The organism is Protofrankia symbiont of Coriaria myrtifolia (assembly GCF_900634755.1).
GTDB classification, from domain to species: Bacteria; Actinomycetota; Actinomycetes; order Frankiales; family Frankiaceae; genus Protofrankia; species Protofrankia coriariae.
The window spans coordinates 27,470-51,936 of the sequence record NZ_CAAAFS010000168.1 but is presented as its reverse complement, the minus strand read 5'-3'; the positions used below and the strand labels follow the sequence as shown (position 1 = coordinate 51,936).

17 protein-coding genes and 1 pseudogene are annotated in these 24,467 nt (G+C 70.0%); 4 read left to right on the top strand and 14 right to left on the bottom strand.

Going from position 1 to position 24,467, the window contains the following annotated elements:
- Positions 1-286 (top strand): annotated as a pseudogene (locus CM1CMNOD_RS09515) (hypothetical protein); the annotation flags it as partial.
- Positions 287-670: 384 nt separating this feature from the next.
- Here the strand turns inward: CM1CMNOD_RS09515 and CM1CMNOD_RS09510 are convergent.
- Positions 671-1,333 carry a TetR/AcrR family transcriptional regulator gene (locus tag CM1CMNOD_RS09510; protein WP_131773949.1) on the bottom strand — a complete coding sequence of 221 codons (663 nt, stop codon included), beginning with the start codon at positions 1,331-1,333 and terminating at the stop codon, positions 671-673.
- A gap of 609 nt (positions 1,334-1,942) precedes the next feature.
- On the opposite strand from CM1CMNOD_RS09510, the gene CM1CMNOD_RS09505 reads away from it, so the two are divergent.
- Positions 1,943-4,282 carry a PEP/pyruvate-binding domain-containing protein gene (locus CM1CMNOD_RS09505; protein WP_013873446.1) on the top strand — a complete coding sequence of 780 codons (2,340 nt, stop codon included), beginning with the start codon at positions 1,943-1,945 and terminating at the stop codon, positions 4,280-4,282.
- On the top strand, positions 4,266-4,736 hold the full coding sequence (locus CM1CMNOD_RS22385; RefSeq protein ID WP_202797691.1) for a PEP-utilizing enzyme: 471 nt from the start codon (positions 4,266-4,268) through the stop codon (positions 4,734-4,736). Before CM1CMNOD_RS09505 ends, CM1CMNOD_RS22385 begins: the two co-directional genes overlap by 17 nt.
- A gap of 406 nt (positions 4,737-5,142) precedes the next feature.
- Here the strand turns inward: CM1CMNOD_RS22385 and CM1CMNOD_RS09500 are convergent, their stop codons facing one another.
- From CM1CMNOD_RS09500 to CM1CMNOD_RS09440, 13 genes are all read right to left on the bottom strand, one after another.
- On the bottom strand, positions 5,143-6,942 hold the full coding sequence (locus CM1CMNOD_RS09500; RefSeq protein WP_050803757.1) for an acyclic terpene utilization AtuA family protein: 1,800 nt from the start codon (positions 6,940-6,942) through the stop codon (positions 5,143-5,145).
- A 55-nt stretch (positions 6,943-6,997) separates the two neighbouring features.
- Complete coding sequence (locus CM1CMNOD_RS09495) at positions 6,998-7,795, bottom strand: TIGR03084 family metal-binding protein (protein ID WP_013873444.1); 798 nt, start codon at positions 7,793-7,795, stop codon at positions 6,998-7,000.
- 64 nt (positions 7,796-7,859) lie between these two features.
- The gene (locus CM1CMNOD_RS09490) at positions 7,860-9,848 is read right to left on the bottom strand and encodes a biotin carboxylase N-terminal domain-containing protein (RefSeq protein WP_013873443.1); all 1,989 of its coding nucleotides are present in this window, start codon (positions 9,846-9,848) and stop codon (positions 7,860-7,862) included.
- Positions 9,849-9,853: 5 nt separating this feature from the next.
- Entirely contained in the window at positions 9,854-11,488 is a 1,635-nt protein-coding gene (locus CM1CMNOD_RS09485; RefSeq protein WP_013873442.1) for an acyl-CoA carboxylase subunit beta, read from the bottom strand.
- A gap of 10 nt (positions 11,489-11,498) precedes the next feature.
- Positions 11,499-12,653 carry an acyl-CoA dehydrogenase family protein gene (locus CM1CMNOD_RS09480; protein ID WP_013873441.1) on the bottom strand — a complete coding sequence of 385 codons (1,155 nt, stop codon included), beginning with the start codon at positions 12,651-12,653 and terminating at the stop codon, positions 11,499-11,501.
- Between the two features lie 230 nt (positions 12,654-12,883).
- Entirely contained in the window at positions 12,884-13,294 is a 411-nt protein-coding gene (locus CM1CMNOD_RS09475) for a transposase (protein ID WP_043603389.1), read from the bottom strand.
- Between the two features lie 343 nt (positions 13,295-13,637).
- Entirely contained in the window at positions 13,638-15,806 is a 2,169-nt protein-coding gene (locus tag CM1CMNOD_RS09470; RefSeq protein WP_013873438.1) for a 3-hydroxyacyl-CoA dehydrogenase NAD-binding domain-containing protein, read from the bottom strand.
- A 29-nt stretch (positions 15,807-15,835) separates the two neighbouring features.
- Positions 15,836-17,047 carry an acetyl-CoA C-acetyltransferase gene (locus CM1CMNOD_RS09465; RefSeq protein ID WP_043605993.1) on the bottom strand — a complete coding sequence of 404 codons (1,212 nt, stop codon included), beginning with the start codon at positions 17,045-17,047 and terminating at the stop codon, positions 15,836-15,838.
- 144 nt (positions 17,048-17,191) lie between these two features.
- Positions 17,192-18,703 carry an aldehyde dehydrogenase family protein gene (locus tag CM1CMNOD_RS09460; protein ID WP_013873436.1) on the bottom strand — a complete coding sequence of 504 codons (1,512 nt, stop codon included), beginning with the start codon at positions 18,701-18,703 and terminating at the stop codon, positions 17,192-17,194.
- A gap of 47 nt (positions 18,704-18,750) precedes the next feature.
- Positions 18,751-19,275: a flavin reductase family protein gene (locus CM1CMNOD_RS09455; protein ID WP_235433547.1), complete on the bottom strand. Its 525-nt coding sequence runs from the start codon at positions 19,273-19,275 to the stop codon at positions 18,751-18,753.
- Positions 19,276-19,379: 104 nt separating this feature from the next.
- Positions 19,380-20,954 carry an AMP-binding protein gene (locus CM1CMNOD_RS09450; RefSeq protein WP_013873434.1) on the bottom strand — a complete coding sequence of 525 codons (1,575 nt, stop codon included), beginning with the start codon at positions 20,952-20,954 and terminating at the stop codon, positions 19,380-19,382.
- Between the two features lie 7 nt (positions 20,955-20,961).
- Positions 20,962-21,939: an NAD(P)H-dependent flavin oxidoreductase gene (locus CM1CMNOD_RS09445; RefSeq protein WP_013873433.1), complete on the bottom strand. Its 978-nt coding sequence runs from the start codon at positions 21,937-21,939 to the stop codon at positions 20,962-20,964.
- A gap of 47 nt (positions 21,940-21,986) precedes the next feature.
- Entirely contained in the window at positions 21,987-22,376 is a 390-nt protein-coding gene (locus CM1CMNOD_RS09440; protein WP_013873432.1) for a hypothetical protein, read from the bottom strand.
- 627 nt (positions 22,377-23,003) lie between these two features.
- Here CM1CMNOD_RS09440 and CM1CMNOD_RS09435 point away from each other — a divergent pair.
- Complete coding sequence (locus CM1CMNOD_RS09435) at positions 23,004-24,215, top strand: acyl-CoA dehydrogenase family protein (RefSeq protein WP_013873431.1); 1,212 nt, start codon at positions 23,004-23,006, stop codon at positions 24,213-24,215.
- Positions 24,216-24,467 lie beyond the last annotated feature (252 nt).

Here is a 24,467-nt window from a genome sequence, read left to right as displayed (position 1 = left end):
TTACGACCCAGCGACCCACGCGATCACAGAGAAGTCAATAGTTTCGCTGTTCAACCTGCGTCCGCTGCCGGGCCCCATTGTGACAGGTAGCGACGGAAACCTGTACGTGGCCGAAGGCGGCCTGGTTCTCGGCAGCAATGTCGGACGTTACAACCCGGTCACCAAGACCTACACCCCGATCCCGCTGCCCACGCCGCTGGGCGGGCCATGCGATCTCACGGTGCGGGGCAACAGCATCTACTTCGGCGAGTTCACCGGTAACCGCATCGGAAAACTCACCGTTTAGGAGCGCTCCGATCCCTGGCCACAGCCAGGGGATCATAGCCAGGAGGGCATGACCAGAAGGGCATGGTCGCCCGTTCCCGCCGGATCAGCTCCACCGGTCCGGCGGGAACGGGCGACCATCACCCGCCTCGAACCCGGCTGCCCGGTCACGCACCGTCTCGCACAGGCACCGTCTCGCGCGAGCCGCACCCGCGGTACCGACGGCCGGTTCCAGCCACACGGGCCTGACGGCGCATGCCGGCCGCCGACCGGCCGCCGGGCGAATCCCCGGCCACGCCAGGCGAATCCCCGGCCGCTGTCCGGCCGGACGCGCCGTACGGCGCCAGGCGGCTGGGCGGCACGAGAACTGTCAGCGTTCGTTCACGCCCGCTTGCTTACCACACGCTCACGGGCCCGGATCGGTGGTGAGCACCCGGCCGGATGCCGCGGACAGCTCACCCGCGAGGAAGCGGACCAGCATCTCGGTGGCGTCGTCCGTCTCCCGCTCGGTACCGACGATCGCGGAGAACAAGCCCATGCCGCACAGGATCGCGACGAGCATATCGCCGATCACCCGCGAATCCACGTCCGAGGGCAACTCGCCACGCGCGATCGCGCGATCGACACTGACGAGGAAGAAGTCGCGCATCTCGCCGATCTGCTCGCGGGCCTGGTTGGTGAGCTCCGGATAACGCAGCCCGTCGACCAGCGAGGTGATGGCGAACCTGGCGTACGTCGGGTCCTCGTGGTTGAGCGCCGCGCACACGCGGAAGACGGTCGCCACCTGGTCGACGAGGGCGGTGTGGGCGGACGTCTGTGTCCTCATCCGGTCGATCACACTGGGATACATCGATTCGAAGACCGCGGCGTAGAGGTCTGACTTCGACGGGAAGTACCGGTAGATGGTCGACCGCGTGACCCCCGCGTCCTCGGCGATCTCCGCCGGGGTCGCGTCCCGGTAGCCAACAGTGCTGAAGAGCGCCCGGGCGCTGCGGAGGATGCGCCCCCGGGTCACCGCCCCGTTCGATCCTGGCGGGCGGCCGAGCTTCCTCGCGCTGGGTTTGGACATCTTCTCCTTCACCGGAAACCACCGGTTCTCCGTCACCGCGGACGCCTACCGGCGCGCTGCCCGCTGATCCGGCGGAGCGGCGTCGTCAGTGCGGACAGCGTCGTCGGCGGAGACATCGTCAGTGGAGACACTGGTCGGCTGCCGCGATGGTAGTAGCAACGGATGTCCCGGAAACCGGGTTCCCGGGATCGCCGTCCGCCCGGCGACACGCCACCCGTACGGCCCGCCGGCCGGCCGATCACCGTGTGCCGGGCCGTCCGCCGTCTCCGGCGAGCCCCGGCCGCCACCAGCGCCGATCCGCACGAGCGAAGATCCACCGGATACGACCTGCCCGCCGGCCGTGACCAGCGGCTGGAGTAACCTGACCGCCCGATGTCACCAAACCATCATGAACTCGCCAAACCATCCCGAACCCACCATCGGGAGGGCCCAGCGGCGGCGACAGCGGCGCCCGCGGCCCGCACGGACGCCCCGGCGCGGACGGACAACTGAAAACGTCGGCCAGCGGCCTCGACATGGCCCCGGATCCCTCTCGACACCGGCTTCGCGAGGAATACACAGTTTCGCAAGGAAGCCCACCCTCCACCCATCGAGCCCCTTGGAGCAGTGATGTCCCCGGTGCCAGTCGCGCCCGAACGACCAGAGGCCCCCGTCCACGTCCTCCCGCTCGCGTCCTGCGCCGATGACGACGTCGCGGCCCTGGTCGGCGGGAAGGCCAGTGGCCTGGGCAGACTGATCAGCCAGGGCCTGCCGGTCCCCCCGGGCTTCGTCGTCACCACGGACGCCTACCGGGCCGGCGTCGCCGCCGCCGGCCTGGGCCCGCGGATCGACCAGTTGCTGGCCGGGGCCGGGACCCCGTCGGGCGACCACGAGGTCTCCGAGCGGATCCGCGCGCTGTTCGTCGACACGGTCATAACGTCCGACGTCGCCGCCGCGGTGCGGGCGGCCTACGCCGGACTTGGCCACGGGTCGGCCGCCGCCGATGGTGATCACGAGCAGGGCATCCCCGTCGCGGTCCGCTCGAGCGCCACCGCGGAGGACACCGCCGACGCCTCGTTCGCTGGTCAGCAGGAGACCTACCTGTGGATCCGCGGCGCCGACGACGTCGTCGCCAGGGTGCTCGACTGCTGGGCGAGCCTGTTCACCGCGCAGGCGATCGGCTATCGCGCCCGGTTGGGGGTGCCCGTCGAGGACGTCGCGATGGCGGTGGTCGTGCAGACGATGGTGCCCGCCGAAGCCGCCGGCGTCCTGATGACCCTGGAGCCGACGACCGGCGACCGGTCACGCGTCTACATCGAGTCCGCGTTCGGCCTCGGGGAGGCCGTCGTGCGCGGGGACGTCACCGCCGACCGCTACTGGGTCGCCAAGGAGACCCTCACCCTCACCGCCGAGCAGATCAACCCCAAGGAGAAGGCCTGGCGGTTCGACGCGCAGGCCGACGCGCTGCTCTTCACCGACGTCCCCGCCGAGCTGCAGAAGACGCCGTCGCTGCGCACGGAGGAGGCCGTCGCGCTCGCGGGCGTCGGCCGGCGCGTCGAGGAGGCGTTCGGGTTCCCGGTGGACATCGAGTGGGCCTTCGGCCCCGCCGACGCCGACGGGCAGCGGGAGCTGTTCACCCTGCAGGCAAGGCCCGAAACGGTCTGGAGCCGCCGGCCGGCGCCACCCGCCACGGCCGCCCAGCCCGCCGAAACAGCACAGCCCGCCGAAACAACGCCGACGGCCACCGCGCCGGTGGTCGACCCGTATGACGACTGGGACCCGCTGCACGACCCCAGCGCCCCGGAGCTGCACTGGTCGACGTCCAACCTCGGGGAGGCGATGCCCGGGATGCTGACCCCGCTGAGCTGGTCGTTGTGGTCCCCCGTGGTCGAACACGCGCCGCGGGAGGCCGCCCGCGCGATCGGCGGGCTGACCAGGGCCGAGAGCCGGGTACCGGCGGACGTCTCGCAGCGGTACATCCGTATCTTCTACGGCAGGCCCGCCATGCAGGCCGAGTTCCTCGCCCTGCTCGGGGACCGGATGCCCGGCACGACCGGGCCGGACGCGGTGGCGAGCATCCTCGGCCGGGTTCCCGAGGACATTGCCTTCGCTCCGACGGCACGGCGCTACCCGTCCGTGGCCTGGCGGCTTCCCGTGACCTTCGCGACGGCGCCGAAGAAGGCGCGGCAACTCGCGCGGGAGACCGACGAGTGGTGGCGCGCCAGCCTGGCGCGGGTGGACCAGCTCGGGCACGCCGACCTGCTCGCCCTGCTCCAGGACGCCGCCCGCCGGCACGACTACGCCGTCACCCTCCAGTCGATCCTGATCCTGAGCACGATGCAGCCGCTCTACGACACGCTGCGGAAGATCGTCGAACGGGCCGGGGTCGGGGACATCGCCACCCTCGGCGGCGTCGGCGGCGCCGAGATGGCGGTCGTCGCCGACATCTGGCGGGCCTCCCGTGGCGAGCTGACCGTCGAGGACGTGGTCGGTCGGCACGGTTTCCACGGACCGTTCGAGGGCGAGCTGTCCAGCCGGGTGTGGCGCGAGGACGACTCCCCGCTACGGAAGATCATCGAGGACTACGCCAGGCGGGACGACTCCGCGGATCCGGTTGCCCGGGAGCAGGCCCGCCGCCTTCAGCTCGCCGAGGCGCAGCGGGAGGTCGTCGCGGCGCTGCCCGTCACCGGCCGGCCGGCCGCGCGGACGGCGTTGCGGCTGGCCGCCGCCCGGCTGCCGCTGCGGGGCGTGCCGAAACGGTCGTTTCTCCAGGCCTTCGACGTCGCCCGGGCCTGCGCCCGCCGGATCGGCGCGCTGCTCGCCGCGGACGGGCGGCTGGCGGACCCGGAGGAGGTCTTCCACCTGACCGTGGACGAACTCACCGGCGACCCTGCCGGCGGACACCACCGCGCTGGTGGCCCGCCGCCGGGAGCGCCGCGCCCAGTACCAGCAGGTGACCATTCCGGGTGAGTGGAAGGGGTCGCCACAGCCCTCCCTCGTCACGGCGGCGGACCCCGCGGCGGACCCGTCGGGGGAACGGGTGATCAGCGGGATCGGGGTGAGCAGCGGCGTGGTCGAGGGCGTCGCCCGGGTGGTGACCGACCCCGCCTTCGCCGACGTCGAACCCGACGAGATCCTGGTGGCCCCGACCACCGACCCGAGCTGGTCGTCGATCATGTTCATCTCCGCGGCTCTGGTGGTCGACATCGGCGGGGCGCTCAGCCACGCCGCCGTCGTGGCACGCGAGCTCGGTATCCCGTGCGTAGTGAACACCCGGGCCGGCACCCGCGTCGTGCGGACCGGCGACCGGGTACGGGTCGACGGCACCGCCGGCACGGTCGAGATCCTCTCGAGCGCGCACGGCGACACCGAAGGGTCAGCCGTTGAGGAAACACGGGCCGAAGGAGCGGCGGCCACCCGATGAGTACGGGCCGTCCGGCCGGGCGGGAACGTCGGCCCACCCGACACCACCCGGCCGGGCGGCCCATGACCACAGCAGATCGCCAGGAGAACCCCGCGGGCGCCCGTGCCCGCCCGCGGCCGCGCCCCGCTCCATGCTCCCCGGCCCCGTACGCGGGACGGGGCCCGTACGCAGGACGGCCCCGGCATGGCTTCCAGAGCATGCCGGGGCCGTCCGCGACACCCCATACCGGTTTACGCGCCAGCGCGCCGCATGTGCCGCACGCGCGATCCGGCGCGCGCCGCCCGGTCTGCCCTTCGGTGTGAGACAGCCGACCGGCCTACCGGTACCGCGGGGAACGTCGCGACGAACTCGACGTCGCCACGTCCCCGCCGCGTTCCCACCGGGCCTTCGCCGGAGGAGATCGTTCCTACCGGACGAGCTCGGCGGGTACGTCGATGTGGCGAGAACGCACGTACTCGCCGAAACCCTTCGCCTGCGGGTCGGGGCGGGTCGCCGAGGCGACCCCCTCCCCCAGCAGCCCGACGACGACGAAGTTGAGCGCACGCAGGTTCGCCAGCTCGTACCTGCGGATCTCCAGGCTGGCGGCCTCCGGTACCAGTTCGGCGAACTTCCGCGTGGTCAGCTCGGCGGCGAGCCAGGCGTAGGTGGCGTCGTCCCGGGCCCAGATACCCACGTTCGCGTTGCCGCCCTTGTCCCCGGAGCGGGCGCCGGCCAGACGCCCGAGCGGGACCCGCACCCGTTCGCCCGTGCCCACCGGCGGGGTGGTCGTCACGCCCACGGGCTCCTCCGCGGCGGCCGGGGGCTGCGGCGCCGACGGGCTGTGCTCGATGACGAACTCGGAGCCGTCGTCGAGCACGACCCGCTGGGTGACGACGTCCCGGGCGACGAGCGTGGGCCAGTAGACGCCGTACGCGCTCTCGCTGGTGGGTGGTGTCGTGGTGTGGAAGCCGGCATAACCCCCCAGCGGGAGGGCCATGGTCGCGTTCGAGAAGGACCGGCCGACACGCGCGGGATCACGGTCCTTGACCGTGACCTGCAGGTGCGCGGTCGCCAGCGCGTTGATCTCGGCGTTGTCGTGGTCGAAGCGCAGCAGCCGCACGTCGACGGCGTCGAAGGAGTCCTCGCCGCCGAGGATGTCGAACAGCTCCTGGCGGGCCCACGCGGCCTTCTCCTCGATGTCGAGGCCGGTGATGACCAGGGTCATCGTGTTGCGGTAGCCGCCGAGGTAGTTCACGGCGACCTTCAGCTTGTCCGACGGGGCGCTGCCGCGGGTGCCGCTGAGCAGCACCCGGTCCGGGCCCTCCTGCGTCAGCTCGGCGGTGTCGAAATGGGCGACGACGTCGGGGTTGGCGTACGCAGGGCCGGCGATCTCGTAGAGCAGCTGGGCCGTGACCGTGCCGACCGAGACCAGGCCGCCGGTGTCGGGGTGCTTGGTGATCACGCTGCTGCCGTCGGCGGCCACCTCCGCGATGGGGAATCCCGGGTAGCGCCGGTCGGTGACCTCCGACAGGAACCCGTAGTTGCCGCCGCAGGCCTGCGGGCCGCACTCGATCACGTGGCCCGCCGCGACCGCTCCGGCGAGCTGGTCCCAGTCGGTCCGTCCCCAGCGATGCCACCAGGCCGCGGGGCCGACCACGAGGGACGCGTCGGTCACCCGGGGCGTCACGACGATGTCGGCGCCCGCCTCCAGCGCGGCGGCGATGCCCCATCCGCCGAGATAGGCGTTGGCGGTCACCGGCTGCACGCCCAGCTCGGCGAGCTTGCGTCCGGTGTCGAGGTTGACGAACGGCTCGCCGGCCGCCTGCAGCTCGTCGATGCGGCCCACGAGATCGTCACCGGTGACGTAGGCGACGCGGGGGGAGAGCCCAAGGCCCGCGGCGAGCTTGGTCACCTGCTCGGCCAGGCCACGGGGGTTGAGGCCGCCGGCGTTAGCGACGATCTTGATGCCGCGTTCCAGGCTGGTGGCCAGCACCTGCTCAAGCTGGGTGAGGAAGGTGCGGGCGTACCCGGCCTCGGGGTCGCGACGCCGGGCCTTCCACAGGATCAGCATCGTCAGCTCGGCGAGGTAGTCGCCGGTCAGCACGTCGATCGGGCCACCGTCGACCATCTGCTTCGCGGCGTCGATACGGTCCCCGTAGAAACCCGAGCAGTTGGCGATGCGTACCGGACGCCGCTGTGCGGCCGGTGTGGTCACGTGCGGCACCATCCTTCCTGCGAGGCCGATGGGACGGCCGACGAGGGGGTTGCTGAGGGGATCGCTGTCACGGGTGCTGCCCACCGGGGGGACGCCCCGGGCCCGGCGGCCCGGCGAAGACCTGGGCGATCTCGAGGAAGCGGGCCGCGGTGGCCCCGGTGGCCCGCAGGCCGAGGTCCGCGTGGTGGCGACGCTGGGTGACGAGCAGGCAGAAGTCGAGCGCCGGGCCGGTGATGACGTCGGCCGCGTCCGGCGGCCCCCACTGCCACAGCGAGCCGTCGGGGGCGGTGAGGCTGATCCGGATCGGGCTGTCGGGCGGGGGCAGCTGCCGGACGACGAAGCTCCAGCGGACCGTCGCGACGCCGAGGTGCGCGATGTGGCGCAGCCGGGCGGTCGGCTCACGCCGCACCCCCAGGGCGTCGGCGACGTCCTGCCCGTGCGCCCAGGTCTCCATCAGCCGGGCGGTGGCGGAGCTCGGGGCGCTCATCGGCGGGCCGAACCAGGGCAGCTTCGTCCCGGGCTCGACCGCCCCCAGCGTGTCCAGCAGTGTGCCGCGCGCCTGCTCGAACCAGGTGAGCAGCTTGCTGCCCGAGCGGTCCCGGTACCACAGGGCGACGTGCGCGGCGAAGTCCTCACCGAGGCCGGTCAGCTTCTTCACCTCGATGTCGAAGCGGTCCGGGTCGGTCGCGGCGAGCGTTGTCACGTCGTCGAAGTACGCCAGATGGCTGACCTGGTCCTTGATGTCCCAGCCGGCGGCCGGTGTCGGCGTGAGCCAGTCGGGCTCGTCAAGGCCGCGCAGCGCAGCCGTCAGCTCCTCGGTCTCGGCTGCCAGGTCGGCCAGCAGCGGGCCGATGTCGGCGGCCATCAGCGTCCGCTCCAGACCGGCGTGCGCTTCTCCCGGAACGCCCGGTTGCGGGTGACCGGTGCCGTCATGACTGTTCACCGTCGGCGGCGAGCACGGCCAGGACATGGCCGCCGTCGACGGTCTGGCCCTGGCGTGCGTTGATCTCCACCACCACGCCGTCCTGGGGGGCGGTGACGGTGTGCTCCATCTTCATCGCCTCCAGGACCAGCACCACGTCACCGGTGGTGACGGTCGCGCCCTCCTCCACGACGACCCGCACGACCGTGCCCGGCATGGGGGCGACCAGCGAGCCCGGGGCGACGTTCGCGCCCGGTTCGACGAACCGTGGGACCTCCCGCGCCACGGTCGAGGCGCCGCGGCCGTCGAGGTGGAAGACGGCCCCGTCGCGGGTCACGTACACGGTCGCGCGGACACCGTCGACGGTGATGTCGACCAGGCCGGCGTCGATGCGGTGGACCAGCGCCTCCAGCGCGCGGCCGTCCACACTGGCCTCGACCCGGTTGCCGTACTGGCGGTAGCGGACCTCGATCGCCCTGCCAGCCACCTCCAGCACGGTGCGCTGGGCCTCGGTCGGGACGTTGCGCCACCCCGGCGGCAGCGTCGGCAGCACCGCGTTCGCCCGGCGCCGCGTGGCATCGGTGAGCGTGGCCGCCAGCAGATGGGTCGCCAGGACGTCGTCGGGCAGGGCCGGAGTGCTCAGCGCCACCGGGTCGTGCCGGTTGAGATACCCGGTGTCGATGGCGCCGGCGCGGAACTCCTCCTCGCGCAGGATGCCCACCAGCAGCTCACGGTTGGTGGTCACGCCGTCCACCCGGGTGCGGGCGAGGGCCCGGCCGAGGCGGCGGATGGCGTCCGCCCGGGTCGGGCCGTGCGCGATGACCTTGGCGAGCATCGGGTCGTAGTGCACGCCGATCACCGACCCGTCGGCGATCCCGCTGTCGACGCGGATCCCCGTCAGCGCCGGCACCTCGAAGTGGTGCACCGTCCCGGTCGCCGGCAGGAAGCCGGCCGGGACGTCCTCGGCGTACAGCCGGACCTCGATGGCGTGCCCGTTGATGCGCGCCTGGCGCAGCTCGTCGGGCAGGGGCGCGCCCTCGGCCACCAGCAGCTGGGCGCGGACGAGGTCGAGGCCGGTTATCTCCTCGGTGACCGGATGCTCGACCTGCAGCCGCGTGTTCACCTCGAGGAAGAAGAACTGCCCCTGCTGGTCGAGGACGAACTCCACCGTCCCGGCACCGACGTAGCCGATCGCGTTCGCGGCGGCGACCGCGGCCGAGCCGAGGCGCTCGCGCAGCTCGTCGTCGACGGCGACTGAGGGGGCCTCCTCGATGATCTTCTGGTAGCGGCGCTGGATGGAGCACTCCCGCTCGAACAGGTGCACCGCGTTGCCGTGCTGGTCGGCGAAGATCTGCACCTCGATGTGCCGGGGACGCTCGACGTAGTGCTCCAGGAACACCGTCGCGTTCCCGAACGCCGAGGCCGCCTCGCGCTGCGCGCCGGCGACCGCCTCCGCGAGCTCGTCGACCTGGCGGACGATGCGCATGCCGCGTCCGCCACCGCCGTAGGCGGCCTTGACCAGCAGCGGGAACGCCAGGTCCGCGGCGGCCTGGGAGAGCTGTCCGCCGTCGGCGAGCAGGTCGGCGTCGATGACCAGGCCGGGCAGGACGGGCACCCCGGCCTTGTCCATCAGTTCCTTCGCCCTGGTCTTCGACCCCATCGCGTCGATGGCGTCCGGGGGTGGCCCGACGAAGGTGATGCCGGCGTCGGCACAGGCCCGAGCGAAGTCGGCGTTCTCCGACAGGAAGCCGTAGCCGGGGTGGATCGCGTCGGCCCCGGTGCGCTGGGCGGCGGCGATCACCAGGTCGCCCCGCAGGTACGTCTCGGTCGGGGTCGCGCCGGGCAGCCGGACCGCCTCGTCGGCCTCGCGGGCGAACGGGGCGTCGGCGTCCGGGTCGGAGAAGACCGCGACCGTGGCGATGTCCAGCTCGTGGGCGGTGCGGATGATCCTCGAAGCGATCTCACCGCGGTTGGCAATCAGCAGCTTGGTGACCACAGCACTCACATCCTGAAGACGCCGTAGCCGCGGCGCCCCTCGATCGGGCCCGAATGAGCGGCGGACAGGGCGATACCGAGCACGGTGCGGGTGTCGCGGGGGTCGAGGACACCGTCGTCGTAGAGCTTGCCACTCATGAAGAACGAGTGTGACTCGGCGCTGATCTGACCTTCGATCTCCTCGCGGCGCCGGTCGTCGGCCTCCTGGTCGAACGGCCGGCCGGCCGCGGCCGCCGCGGCCTTGCCGACGATCGACAGCACGCCGGCGAGCTGGGCGGCGCCCATGACGGCGCACTTGGCGCCCACCCAGGCGAACATCAGCCGCGGGTCGTAGGCCCGACCGGACATGCCGTAGTTGCCGGCGCCGAACGAGGCGGCCATGTTGACGGTCAGATGCGGCACGCGGCTGTTGGTGACGGCATTGATCATCTTGGCGCCGTCCTTGATGATGCCGCCCTGCTCGTAGGCCGCGCCGACCATGTATCCGGTGGTGTTCTGCAGGAACACCACCGGCGTGTCGGCCTGGTTGGCCAGCAGGATGAACTCCGAGGCCTTCTTGGCCTCCTCGCTGAACAGCACGCCGTTGGCGTTGGCCAGCACCCCGACCGGGAAGCCGTGGATGGAGGCCCAGCCGGTCACGATGCTCGTGCCGTAGTCGGGCTTGTACTCACCGAAGCGAGAGCCGTCGACGACCCGGGCGAGCACCTCGCGTGGGTCGAAGGGAACACGGAAGTCCGACGGCGCGATCCCGAGCAGCTCGTCGGGATCGTAGAGGGGCGGGTCGGCCGGCAGGCTCGGGCCGGGGCCGAGCTTCCGCCAGTTGATCTCGGAGAGGATGCGCCGGCCGATGCGGATCGCGTCCTGCTCGTCGACGGCGAAGTGGTCGGCGAGCCCGGAGACCCGGGCGTGCATCGCGGCGCCGCCGAGGTCCTCGTCGTTCGACTCCTCGCCGGTGGCCATCTTCACCAGCGGGGGGCCGCCGAGGAACACCTTGGCCTGCTGGTCCACGAGCACGGTGTAGTCACACATACCCGGTACGTACGCACCGCCCGCGGTGGAGTTACCGAACACGAGCGCGATGGTGGGAATGCCCAGTGCCGAGAGCTCGGACAGGTCGTGGAAGATCTTCCCGGCCTGGACGAACAGGTCGGCCTGGTTCGGCAGGTCGGCACCACCGGACTCGACGAGGTTCACCACCGGCAGCCGGTTGCGCCGGGCGATCTCGAGCGCACGTAGCGTCTTCTTCAACGAGTAGGGGTTCATCGCGCCGCCACGCACGGTCGGATCATGCGCGAGGATCACGACCTCGACACCGGAGACCACTCCGATGCCGCTGACGACGCTTGCCCCGACAGCGAACTCACTCCCCCACGCGGCGAGCGTGGACAGCTCCAGGAACGGTGCGTCGCGGTCGAGCAACAGCTCGATCCGCTCACGTACCAGCAGCCGGCCCCTGTCGTGGTGCCGCTGCCGGTAGCGTTGTCCACCGCCTGCCCGCGCGAGATCCAACTGGTCGTCGAGCTCGGCCAGAAACTTCAACTGGGCCGCACGGTTGGTGCGGTACAGCTCCGAGGCTGTGTTGAGGCGGGACCGCAACGGGGTGCCTTCAACTGCCCTGGGGTGGGTGGCGACGATCGTCATGTACATCCCCTCAGTACGACCGAGGAAGGCCGAGGCTGTGCTGCGCGACGTAATTGAGAATCATTTCCCGGTTGACTGGCGCGATGCGCAGTGTCCGGGCCAGTCCCCACAGCGGCACCAGACCGTACTCGACGGACATGCCGTTGCCACCATGGGTCTGAATAGCCTGGTCCACGGCGGCGAGCGCGGCCTCCGCGGCGGCGTACTTCGCTATGTTCGACGGCTCGCCCGCGGGCAGGCCGTGGTCGTGTGTCCAGGCCGCCTTGTGGGTCATCAACGCGGCCAGGTCGGTTTCGATCTTTGCTTTCGCCAGCGGATGTGAAATCCCCTGGTAGGTACCGATCGGCTGGTCCCACACCTGCCGGTTGCGCGCGTAGTCGACGGCTTTGCCCAGCGCGTACCGGGCAATCCCCACGCACAGCGCGGCACCGGTGATCCGCTCCGGGTTCAGACCGTGGAAAACCTGCCGGAACCCGTCCCCCTCGTCGCCGACAAGCGCGTCGGAGGCGACCCGGGCGCTGTCGAAGAAGAGGGTGAACTGCCGCTCGGGAATCTGCGCGGCAACCGGCAGCGGGTGGGCGGTCAGACCGGGGGTGTCGGTCGGCACGACGAACAGCGACAGGCGCGCCCTGCCGCTGGCCTCGTCAGTGCCGGTACGGGCCACCACCAGGACGGCGGCGGCGTCGTCAAAACCGGAAATGTAGTACTTCTGGCCGGTGAGAAGCCAGTCGTCACCATCCCGGACGGCCCGTGTCGAGATCCGGTGGGTGTTCGAGCCCGCGTCGGGCTCGGTGATGGCGAAGACAATCTTGTGAGCACCGGAGGACAGGCCCGGCAGCCAGCGCTGCTTCTGGTCGGCGCTGCCGAAACGGGCGATCACCTCGCCGGAGATCGCCGACGAGACGAGCAGGAGCAGCAGCGGGCAGCCCGCCGCCGCGCTCTCCTCGGTGACGGCGGCGAGTTCGACGATGCCGCCGCCCCCGCCGCCATACTCCTCGGGGAGGTTCACGCCTATGAAGCCCGCTTCGGCAAGCGCCGCCCATATCTCACTGGTCGGCTTTCTGGCCTCCGAGCGCTCGGTGTAGTAGGCGCCACCAAACGGTTTGGAGATCGCCGCGACCGTCTCCCGCAGAGCCCGCAGCTCCGCGTCCTCACCGAAGTCCACACCGTCTCCAAGGATTGTTCATCAGCTCGTGAGCCAGGGGCAGCGCGGTCATATCCCCTGGGTCACGGACTCGTCGGCCGCTGTCACCCGCCAGCCTTCCCCGGGCAGCTGTTGTGACGGACACGAGCTTTCCCGGTAGCGCCGATAGTACGTGGACCGGGAGCGGCCGACCGCGGCACAGGCCGCCGTCACACCGATCTGGGGCACCAGTACGGCCATTGCGTCCGCTATCAGCCGTTCTGCTTCTGTGAGAAGGTCGGCACACCGACGTCGCTGGGCGCGCTCCTGGACAACGTCGCCAAGAGCGCGTGCAGTTTTCCCTGGACGTCGATCACGAGCCGGGCCTTCGCCAACTCCTTCTCCAACCGCCCGTTCTTCGCACGCAGTTCGGCCAGTTCGCTGTCCCGGGCGTCCGCCGGCGGCCGGCCGATCGGCCGGGACAGCTCCGCCAACGCGCCGGCGTCCCGGGCTCGGCGCCACACCGCGATATGCGCGGCGTAGAGCTGCTCCCGGCGCAGAATGGCGCCCTTCGCACCCGGTGTCGTCGCCGCCTCGTACTCCGCCAGGATCGCCAGTTTGTAATCGGCACTGAACGAGCGCTTACGCGCCCTCCCCTGCGCCTGCGGACCAGGCCGACCCACCCGGTCACCATCGGGCGGCCGGCCGTCATCGACTACGTCTGGCCTGATGCTCAGCCCCACGGACACCGACATCCACTCCCTTCCACCTGGCTGCGTTTCCCTCAAGGCTTCCGGCTGTGCGACACAAGCATCACACAGCCTTCAGCCGGCGTTTCCCCCGCGGCTTCCAACCGTGCGACACAAGGGCCGCACGGCTTTCAACCAGTACTCCTTGAGGGCCTCCGGCCGTGCGACACGAAAAACATGACGGACATTGATCCACCGTATGTGGCGGCGCAATATCCTGCCGTATGCACAACGACGCTGTCGCACGTACAACAGTCATTTCGGTGCCGGTCCCTCCCTATGCGTACGACGCGCCCGCGGCCGCCGCCCGCACCAGGGAGTCCGGCGGGGTGAACCGTTCGCCGTAACGCTCGGCCAGCTCGTTCGCCCGCGCCACGAATCCGGCTGTTCCGCCCTTGTACTGGTCGATGTACTGGAACACTCCACCGGTCCACGAGGGGAAACCGATGCCGAACAACGAGCCGATGTTGGCATCGGGTATCGAGGTGATGACCCCCTCGTCCCGCGCGCGGACGGCCTCCAGCGTCTCGGCGAACAGCAGCCGCTCCTTGAGATCCTCGAACGGGATCGTGCGGCCCGGTACCCGGAACGCCTCATGAAGGCCCGGCCACAGTCCCTGCCGGCCGCCGGAGTCGTCGTATTCGTAGAAACCGGCGCCGCCGGAACGGCCCGGCCGCCCGAACTCGTCGATCAGCCGGTCGATGACCGCCTCCGCCGCGTGCTCCTTCCAGACCCCGCCGGCGGCCTCGACCGCGGCCCTGGCCTCCTGGCGGATCTTCCTCGGCAGGGTCAGCGTGAGCTCGTCGATGAGCTGCAGCGCGCCGGCGGGATAGCCGGCCTGCAACGCGGCCTGCTCGATGCTGGCGGGAGCGATGCCGTCACCGACGGCCGCGACCGCCTCGTTGAGGAAGGCGATGATGACCCGACTGGTGAAGAACCCGCGGCTGTCGTTGACGACGATGGGCGTCTTGCGGATCTGCTGCACGAAGTCGAAGACCCTGGCCAGGGTGCGCTCCGAGGTGCGCTCACCCTTGATGATCTCGACCAGGGCCATCCGGTCGACCGGTGAGAAGAAGTGGATGCCGATGAAGTCCTCCGGCCGCTGGACCCCCTGCGCCAGCAGGGTGATCGGCAGGGTCGAGGTGTTCGACCCGAGCACCGCGTCCGGATCGACGATCTCCTCGATCTCGCCGAAGACCTTGTGCTTGAGCTCGACGCTCTCGAAGACCGCCTCGACGACGAAGTCGACCCCGGCGAAGTCGGCCGGATCCTCCGTCGGCAGGATTCGGCCGAGTATCGCGTCCGCCTCTGCCTGCGGCGTCTTCCCCTTGGCCACCGCCCTGGAGAGGGTCTTCTCGACACCGGCCTTGCCACGCTCGGCGGCGGCGAGGCTGACGTCCTTCAGGACCACCTCGATCCCGACCTTCGCCGCCGCGTAGGCGATACCCGCGCCCATCATCCCGGCCCCGAGAACACCGACCTTGCGCGCCTGGAAGCGGTCGAACCCGGCCGGCCGGCTACCACCGGCCTTGATGTGCTGGGTGTCGAAGAAGAACGCCTGGATCAGGTTCTTGGCCACCTGGCCGGTGGCCAGGTGGATCAGGTACCGGGTCTCGATCAGCGACGCCGTGTCGGCGTCGACCTGCGCGCCCTCCACGGCGGCGGCGACGATGGCCCGCGGCGCCTGAAGTGGCGAGCCGCCGAGCTGGGCACGCAGCTTGGCTGTCAGGCTGGGCAGGACCGGCGCCAGCGACGGGGAGTCCGGTGCCCCGCCGGGTATCTGGAAGCCCTTGACGTCCCACGGCTGGCGCGCCTCGGGGTTCTTCTGGATCCACTCCTTGGCCCGGGGGACCAGCTCGGGGATGGTCGCCACGATCTCGTCGACCAGCCCGACCTCGACCGCGTCGGCCGGGCTGAACCGGGTGCCGGGCAGCAGCACCTTGTTCAGGGCGTCGACGACGCCGAGGATGCGCACGGTCCGCACCACCCCGCCGCAGCCGGGCAGCAGCCCGAGCCCGACCTCCGGCAGACCGATCTGGTTGCCCGGGACGTCGGCGGCGATCCGGTGGTGGGTGGCCAGCCCGAGCTCGAGACCGCCGCCGAGGGCGGCGCCGTTGAAGGCGGCCACGACCGGCCGGTCGTAGGTCTCCAGGGCGCGCAGCAGCCCCTTGATCCGGTTGAGGTGCGCGGTGAACTCCGCGGCGTCCTCCTTGCGCAGCGCCCTGAGCTCGTTGAGGTTGCCGCCGGCGAAGAAGGTCTTCTTCGCGGACGTGAGAACGACCCCGGTGATCGTCTCCTTCTCCCGCTCGAGCCTGTCGACGGCTGCCTGCAACGACTCGACGAAGTCCCGGTTGAGGGTGTTCGCCGAAGCCTGCGGGTCATCCAGGGTCAACACGACAACGCCGTCGGGGTCGTGCGCCCATTGGATGGTTTCTGTGTACGCCATAGTCGGTCCACCCGTATCCGTCGACATGTTCACACGCGCTCGATGATCGTGGCCACGCCCATACCACCGCCGATGCACAGCGTGATGAGCCCCCGACGCTGCTCCCTGCGCTCGAGTTCGTCGAGCACGGTGGAGACCAGCATCCCGCCGGTGGCACCGAGCGGGTGCCCCATCGCGATCGCCCCGCCGTTGACGTTCACGTTCTCTTCGGGGATCTTCAGATCCCCGATCCACTTGAGTACCACCGACGCGAACGCCTCGTTGAGCTCGAAGATGTCGATGTCGTCCAGGGTCAGCCCGGCGGTGGCGAGCACCTTCTCCGTCGCCGGCTTCGGCCCGGTCAGCATGATGGTCGGGTCGGCCCCGCTGATCGCCGTGGCGACAACCCTGCCGCGCGGTGTCAGGCCGAGTTCCCTGCCCGCCTGCTCCCCACCGATGAGCAGCAGCGACGCGCCGTCGACGATGCCCGAGGAGTTCCCCCCGGTGTGGACATGGTTGATCTTCTCGACCTCGTGGTACTTCTGCAGCGCGACGGCGTCGAACCCGCCCGAGCGGCCGAGACCTTCGAAGGACGGCTTCAGCCCGCCGAGGGACTCCACTGTCGAGCCGGGCCGGCGGTGCTCGTCGTGCTCCAGGATCACGACCCCGTTGACGTCCCTGACCGGTACCACCGAACGTGCGAAGTAGCCGTTGCGCCAGGCCGCGTCCGCGCGGTCCTGCGAACGCACGGCGTACGCGTCCACGTCCTCGCGGCTGAAGCCCTCGATCGTGGCGATGAGGTCGGCGCCGATGCCCTGCGGGACGAAGTAGTGGTCATAGGTCGTGACCGGGTCGTTGAACAGCGGTCCGCCGTCGGAGAGTATCCCCACCCGCGACATCGACTCGACGCCGCCGGCGAAGACCAGCCGGTCCCACCCCGAGCGCACCTTCTGGGCCGCGATGTTGGTCGCTTCCAGGCCCGAGGCGCAGAAACGGTTGACCTGTATTCCGCCCACCGTGTCGGGCAGGCCGGCCGCGATCGCCGCCGCCTTCGCGATGTCACCGCCCTGGTCCCCGATCGGGGAGACAACTCCCAGGACCACGTCATCGACGTATGCCGGATCCAGTTGCGGAAGCCGCTGTTTCACCTCGTCTATGAGGCCCACCACGAGGTCCAGCGGCTTCGTGCCATGCAGCGCCCCTTTCTTTCCCTTTCCTCGAGGGGTCCGAACCGCCTCGTAGATGTACGCCTCGGCTGACACGATCAGGTTCCCTTTCTGGGATGTCGCCGACACCGGCGACGGCAGTCGTTCATACCCGGCTCACGCCGGATGGACGCGCCGTCGGCATCGGCGCGCGGTGCCGACAGGGTGTCGGCACCGCGCTGTTTCCTTCAGGCCCGTCACTTATGCGGGCGGCGTCCCCAGTACCAGGGCGAACGCCGCCCGGTTCTCCAGTCCGCCGCTGCGGTCGACCGCGATGTACTTCTGCTCGGTGTAGGCGTCGAGCGCGTTCGGGCCACCCTCGCGCCCCAGGCCGCTCTGCTTGTAGCCGCCGAACGGGTAGGCCGGGTTGATCACGTGCCAGTCGTTGACGTAGACCATGCCGGCGTCCAGCTGCCGGGCCACGTCCAGCGCCCGGGACTCGTCACGTCCCCACACCCCGGCCGACAGGCCGTAGTTCGTGTCGTTGGCAATCTTGATCGCCTCGTCCACGGAGTCGTAGGTCAGCACGGTCAGCACCGGGCCGAAGACCTCTTCCCGGGCGATGCGCTGGTCGTTGGTGACGTCCGTGACGATGGTCGGCTCCACCCAGTTCCCGGTGGCGAACTCCGGCCCCTGCGGCACCCCGCCGCCGAGCGCGATGGTGGCGCCGTCCGCCCGGGCGGACTCGATGTAGCCCAGGATGCGGTCCCGCTGCCCGGAGCTGATCACCGGGCCGACGTCGGTGGCGAGGTCCAGCGGGTTGCCGAGCTTGAGGGTCTTCGCCCGCTCCACCAGCCTGGTGAGGAACTCCTCCTTCAGGCTGTTCGGCACCAGCAGCCTGGTTCCCGCCTCGCAGGCCTGCCCGTTGTTGGCCAGGGCCGCGAACAGCGCTCCGTCGACGGCCAGTGGCACGTCCGCGTCGTCGAGGACGACGTTCGGCCCCTTGCCGCCGAGCTCGAGGGTGACCCGCTTGACCGTGTCGGCGGACTTGCTCAGGATGCTCTTGCCCACCTCGGTCGACCCGGTGAAGGCCACCTTGCGGACGTCCGGGTGGCCGCTGAGGTGGGCGCCCACCGGGTCGCCGTCACCGGTGACGAGGTTCAGCACGCCCTTGGGCAGACCGGCGGCCTCGAACTCCTTGGCCAGCTCGAGCGCGACCAGCGGCGAGTGCTCGTCGGGCTTGAGCACGACGGTGTTGCCCGCGGCCAGCGCCGGGCCGACCTTCCAGACGATGACCAGCAGCGGGATGTTCCACGGCACGATCGCGGCCACCACGCCCAGCGGCTCGCGGCGCAGCACACCCACGGCCGGGATCGGCCCGATCTCGGGCCCGTTCTTCTCGAACTCGTAGGTCGTCGCGAGGTCGGCGATGTAACGCAGCTGGGCGATGGACAGGCCAAGGTGCAGGGCCCCGGTGACGCGGATCGTCGCGCCGTTCTCCCGGGTCTGCAGGGCCGCCAACTCCTGCAGCCGCTTCTCCAGGCGGTCCGCGACCGCGTGCAGCACCGCGGCACGCTCCTGCGGCGGGGTACGCCGCCACTGCCCCGCCTCGTGCGCGGCCTTGGCGGCGGCAACCGCCCGGTCCACGTCGGCGGTCCCGCCCTTGGCGACCGTTGCCACCAGCTCGTCCGTCGCGGGACTGCGAATCTCGTACTTCTCGGCGGAGTCGACCCATTCTCCGTCGATGAACAACCCGTAATGCGGTACGGACACCTTGTCCTCCTTTGGACGCGGATGGCTTGTGATGCCGGCCAGCCAGGCTAGTCCAGCGACCGGATACGCCGATACTTGCTCCGGTAGTAGAGGAGCGGATCGCGCTCCCCGGGGGTCTGGAGGGACTCCACGTGACAGGTGACGATGTGGTGGTCGCCCCCGTCGTAGACCGTGGCTATCCGGGCGCCGATGTGGGCGACGGCGCTGTCCAGCGCCGGCGCGCCGTTGGGCAGCAGCGTCCAGCCGACGCCGGCGAACTTGTCCGCGCCGCTGCGCGCGAACCCGTTGCTGACCTCGTCCTGCCCCTCGCTCAGGATGTTGATGCACAGGCTGTCCGCCGCCGCCACCGAAGGCCACGACGTGGACGACTTGGCCGGGCAGAACAGCACCAGCGGCGGCTGCAGGGACAGCGACGTGAACGACTGGCAGGTCAGGCCGGCCGGCCTGTCCCCGACTATCGCCGTCACGACGACGACCCCGCTCGCGAAACGCGAAAGGACGTCGCGAAAATGGGCGGGGTCCACCACGGAAGTCTCCGGGCCGGGATGGCCGGTACTGCTTTGAGCACTCATCGTCATTCCCATGGCTTGGGGGTTCTTCCTCGTCTCGCGCCGATCGGTCTGGTGTTCACCCTGATCAGACGGCCAGGGTGAACACCGGCCGAGGGGCGGCGGAGCTATCCGATCTGACGGGTCCGGCCGGCCCAGTAGGGCGCGCGAATCGTTTTCTTGTCGACCTTCCCGGCCGGGTTGACCGGCAGCTGGTCGGTGAATTCTATCGACTTGGGCGCGGGCACACTGCCCAGCTCGCGCTTGACGTGGTTTATCAGCTCGCTCTCGTCGACCTGCTGCCCGGACCGGGCGACCACGACGGCGTGTACGGCCTCGCCCCACTTCGGGTGCGGAATGCCGAAAACAGCCGCCTGGGCGACCGCCGGGTGGGTCAGCAGCACGTCCTCCACCTGCCGTGGGAAGACGTTGAACCCACCGCTGACCACCAGGTCCTTCTTGCGGTCGACGATGTAGAGGAAGCCGTCCTCGTCGAGGTGACCGATGTCCCCGGTGTGTACCCAGCCGTCGCGCAGCGCCTCCGCGTTACGCGAGGCGTCGACGTAGGTGAGCATCTGGCCGAGCTGCTTGGAGGTGACCTCGCCGACCTCGCCGACGGGCAGCGGGCGGTCGTCGTCGTCCTGGATGGTCACCGACACGTACGGCAGGGGCCGACCGGCCGACGCCAGCCGCTTGATGTCCTTCTCGGTGTCCACCCGGTGGTCCTGCTTGCGCAGGCTGGAGACGTACCCCGGTTCGGTGCCGGCATAGGCCTGGATGAAGATCGGGCCGAACACGTCGAGTGCCTCACGCAGACGCTCCGGAGCGATCGGGGCACCCGCGTAGACGATGGTGTTGAGCGACGAGAGGTCGAACTTCTTCCGGTCCGGGTGGTCGAGCAGCAGATAGATGATCGTCGGGACCAGGGCCGTGGCCGTCACCTTCTCCTTCTCGATCTTCTCGAGGAGGGTGTTGACGTCCAGTCCCGGCAGCATCACGTTCGTGCCGCCGCGCAGGAAGGTCGGCAGCACGAAGATCTGGGTGAAGTGGGTCAGCGGGGCGCCGTGGGCGAAGATCTCACCAGGCCTGATGTCACCGATCTCCAGACCGGCGGTGATGCTGTAGTGCGCCCAGGTGAAATGAGAGTTGATCACACCTTTCGGCTCGCCGGTGCTGCCGGAGGTGAACAGCACGTACGCCTCGTCGTGCTCGTCGATGTCCACCGAGGGGGCCGTGTCCGACTGCGACTCGAAGTGCTTCGCATAGTCGACGACACCGGCGACGGTGGTCTCCGCGGGCCCGCGCCCGTCGTCGAGCCGGATGACGTGGCGCAGGTTGGGCAGCCCGGCCACCACCTCGGCGACGGTCGAGTCGAACTGCGCGTGGTAGATGAGCGTGGTCGCCTCGGCCTGCTTGAGGTTGCTGCGGTGGCCGGACGCGGAGGCCCGAGTCGGCAGCTGCACCAGCACCGCGCCGGCCTTCCAGATGCCGTGCTGGGACGGGATGAACTCCAGGACGTTGGGCAGCAGCAGGCCGACCCGCTCCCCCTTGGCGACCCCTAACGCGATGAGCCCGTTCGCAACCCGGTTGGCCCATTGCCGCGTCTGCCGGTATGTCAGCCGACGATCACCGTCAATGATCGCCGTTGAATCGGCGTAGTACAGGGTGACCCGATCGAAAACCGTTGGCAGCGTGCCCCACATGCGTGCTCTACCTCCACCTTCTGGAAATACCGTTCGCTGCCGCCGGTAGCAGCAGGTCCTGGGCCTGCTGGTATTCGCGGGCAAGCCGCTCCGCCAGCTTCGGAATGTCGAGAACCTCGTCGATGCCGGACACCGAGTGGCCAGCCGCCCAGACGTTCTGCTGGGCGAGCAGCCGGTCCTGGGCGAAGCCGGGAGAAGCGTCGCCGGCCCCCCCTGCGGGCGGGGTCGGCGTGATGTCCTGGGCTTCGAGCCAGCTTCTGAGTACGTTCGCTGGTAGGCCGCTGACCTGCACCGATGCGGCGATGTCGTCGAGAGTGGCCGCGACGACGGCCTGCCGGTACGCGTCGGAGGCCAGGCTTTCGGTGGTGGCGATGAAGCGGGTGCCGAGATAGGCCAGGTCGGCACCGGCGGCGCGGGCGGCCAACACGCCGTAACCGTCGCTGATGCCGCCGGCCAGGACCAGGATCCCGTCGTAGTCGTCCCGCAGGGCCCGTACGAAGGAGAGCGGGTTGGCCCACCCGGTCTGTCCGCCGGCGCCGGCGGACAGCAGCACCAGGCCGTCCACCCCGGCCTCGATCGCCTTGTGGGCGTGGCGTATGCTCGCCACGTCCGCCAGTACCAGGATGCCGGCGTCGTGCAGCGGCCCGACCACCGCCGCGGGAGAACCTACGCTGGTGATGACGATTTCCAGACGATGCCGCAGCAGGCTGTCCAGGTCGCTGGCGAGCCGCGTGTTGGACCGGTGCACGACGAGGTTGGCGCCCACCGGGGCGGCCTGCGCGGACCCGGCGGGCCCTGTCGCCGCGGTAATGCGCGACAGCCATTCCTCCAGTTCGTCGGCACTTTTCGCGTTATGGGTGGGAAAAGTGCCGATGATGCCGTTCACGGCGGCGGCGATCACGAGATCGGGGCCTGACACGTCGGTCATCGGCGCCGCCACCGCCGGCAGCCTCAGCCGTTGGTGCCATGCATGCGGTAATGTCACCGGTACCTCCACGATCGGCGGAGTGGTGTCACCTTCGGTCCGCCTGTTCAGACCGACGAACCGGGGTCGGCATCCTTCTCCCAGGAGTGCGGGGTGGGGACCGGCGGCCCGATCCGCTGAAATACCGGGGCGTCGTTCCAGGTGGCCGGCTCACGGTCAATTCTGCCGTCGGCGTCGGCCAACCGCCAGGTTTGGTCCCGAACGGAAAGACTTTCGTCGCCGGTTGACGGGTCCTGGTATCCGGCAGGGTGCTCGCCACTTTGGTGCCACAGGACGGTTACGGAACGCGACCCGCCTCCCCCGGTGGTCGTGACCGCCTCAAGTACCTCGAAACGAGGAGCTTCCGAGTCGCTGTCGGTGTACAGCGAGATCGCCACATCGGTGTCACTCGTGATCCCCTGCGCCCAGTGTTCGGCGTGTTCGGTGACTCGGCTCATCGACGCGCTCCGTTCCGATCCCGGTTGGCCCGACCAGGGTCAGGCGACGGTCACACCCACGAGCGACGGTCCGGCGGAGCCGCGGTGGGTCGGCTCCGCCGGACCGACGGGTATGATCAAGCTTTTCCTGCGTACCCGCGGTCCCGGAAAATCCGGGAAAGCTCAAGAAAGACACCGCCGGCCCGATCGGCGGGTAGGTGTCCCAACGGTAGAACCAGTTCACGGCCGGCGCCTCATCCCCCAGGGGTAAAGACGGTGCTCCTTCGGGTGAACCGGTGCTCCTTCGCGTGAACCAGCAGGCCGGCGGCGGCGCACACCGCCACGATAGCCTGATCGCGGACGATCATCCGCTGGTCGGCGATGGCCAGCTTACCGTGCCCGGGTAATGACGGAAGGGCCGATAATGACGGAGGCCGGGCAGCCGTGGTCGCGGACCGCACCCGGCCCGGGGCGGCGCGCGCGTGACCGGCTCCCGAATCCCCCGGGGAGGAGGCGGTTCCCGGCGGGTGTCACCCCGTTGAAGGGCAGAATCTCTCCCGCAGGGAGATTCCGGCCGGCGGCGGCGCGATTACGCTCGCAACGGCTTCGCAAGCACATGGTCGTCGATGGTTGGGAGTGAGTTGCGGTATGGGGAAGCACGACGCGGAAATAACCCCGGCCGAACAAGCCGAGGTGATACAGATAGCCCGTTCGGTGGCGAAGCACTTTGCCGAGGCCGGAGCACGGGCTGATGCCGAGAACCGCTTTCCGACCGAGCTCGTGCCGATCTACAAGGAGAGCGGCCTGCCCGCTCTGGCCGTCCCGAAGAAGTACGGCGGCCTCGGCGCCGACATCTGGACCACCACCTTGGTGTCCAGGGAGCTCGCCAAGGGCGACCCGGCCATCGCGCTGGCGTTCAACATGCACCAGACCATGATCGGCATCTTCCGTGGCCTGCTGAACGAGGAGACCCGGCAGCGGGTCTTCGCCGAGGTCGTCAACGAGCGCAAGATCGTCTGTGGGCCCTTCAGCGAGGACCGGGCCGGGCTGACCGGTCTCGCCGACACCGTGGCGGTCCCCGACGGTGAGGGCGGCTGGCACGTCAGTGGCAAGAAGACCTGGGCCACCCTCTGCCTGGGGGCCGACATCGTCGCCTTCAACGCCACCGTCACCGACCCGTCCGGGGAACTGCCCGAGGACTTCCAGGAGCACGCGTCCCGCGAGTCCGTCTTCGTCATCCCGATCGACAGCCCCGGGGTCAGCATCGTCGAGACCTGGGACACCCTGGGGATGCGCGCGACCGGCACCCACACCCTCGTCTTCGACAAGGTCCACGTGCCGGCCTCGGCGTACGGCGGCAACTTCCGCAACGGCCTCTTCGGCGAGTTCGAGTGGGCGTCGCTGAGCTTCTCCGGTGTCTACCTTGGCCTCGCGGAGAAGGCCTACACCGAGACCCGGGAGATCCTCAAGAAGAAGTCCCTCGGCGCGACGCAGGAGGGCAAGGACGTCGCCCTGAAGGGGATCGGCTACATCCAGTACGGGCTTGGCAAGATTCTGCTGGAGACGGAGACGGCGGCCCGGGCGCTGGAGACGACCGCCCGGATCCTCATCGAGGGCCGTGACGCCGAGTGGAACCCGATCGCGCGGGCGGCGTTCGTCGACGTCACCAAGGTCGCCGCGACCGAGACTGCGATCAAGGTGACGGACGCCGCGCTCCGCCTGGTCGGCGGCTCGGCCTTCCGGCGCGGGCACGTCCTGGAGCGGCTCTACCGGGACGCCCGTGGCGGACCGTTCCACCCGCTGACCACCGACCAGGCCTACGACCTGCTCGGCCGGTCCGAACTCGGTCTGCTCGGCTGACCACCGACCAGGTCCTCGGCCTGCTTCGCGCTCCGTAGCCGCTGCTCGCGTTGCCGCCGGCGAACAGGATGCCGGCGGCAACGCGAGAGTGGGCGTCACTGGCGACACCAGCCACGATGCCCTACCTGCGGGGACCGCGGCCACCGCGGCCGCGGTCCCCATCGAGGAGCGGGGTTCCCTGTCGGGGGCTGTGGTTCCAGGTGCTAGAAAAACCAATACGCATTGTAACTTTTTGTTACGTTGCATATTGGC

Bases quoted from the DNA above. Each gene is read 5' to 3' on its own strand.
- CM1CMNOD_RS09510 (WP_131773949.1), bottom strand. From the start codon at position 1,333: ATGTCCAAACCCAGCGCGAGGAAGCTCGGCCGCCCGCCAGGATCGAAC.
- CM1CMNOD_RS09505 (WP_013873446.1), top strand. From the start codon at position 1,943: ATGTCCCCGGTGCCAGTCGCGCCCGAACGACCAGAGGCCCCCGTCCAC.
- CM1CMNOD_RS09500 (WP_050803757.1), bottom strand. From the start codon at position 6,942: ATGGTGCCGCACGTGACCACACCGGCCGCACAGCGGCGTCCGGTACGC.
- CM1CMNOD_RS09495 (WP_013873444.1), bottom strand. From the start codon at position 7,795: ATGGCCGCCGACATCGGCCCGCTGCTGGCCGACCTGGCAGCCGAGACC.
- CM1CMNOD_RS09485 (WP_013873442.1), bottom strand. From the start codon at position 11,488: ATGACGATCGTCGCCACCCACCCCAGGGCAGTTGAAGGCACCCCGTTG.
- CM1CMNOD_RS09470 (WP_013873438.1), bottom strand. From the start codon at position 15,806: ATGGCGTACACAGAAACCATCCAATGGGCGCACGACCCCGACGGCGTT.
- CM1CMNOD_RS09455 (WP_235433547.1), bottom strand. From the start codon at position 19,275: ATGAGTGCTCAAAGCAGTACCGGCCATCCCGGCCCGGAGACTTCCGTG.
- CM1CMNOD_RS09450 (WP_013873434.1), bottom strand. From the start codon at position 20,954: ATGTGGGGCACGCTGCCAACGGTTTTCGATCGGGTCACCCTGTACTAC.
- CM1CMNOD_RS09440 (WP_013873432.1), bottom strand. From the start codon at position 22,376: ATGAGCCGAGTCACCGAACACGCCGAACACTGGGCGCAGGGGATCACG.
- CM1CMNOD_RS09435 (WP_013873431.1), top strand. From the start codon at position 23,004: ATGGGGAAGCACGACGCGGAAATAACCCCGGCCGAACAAGCCGAGGTG.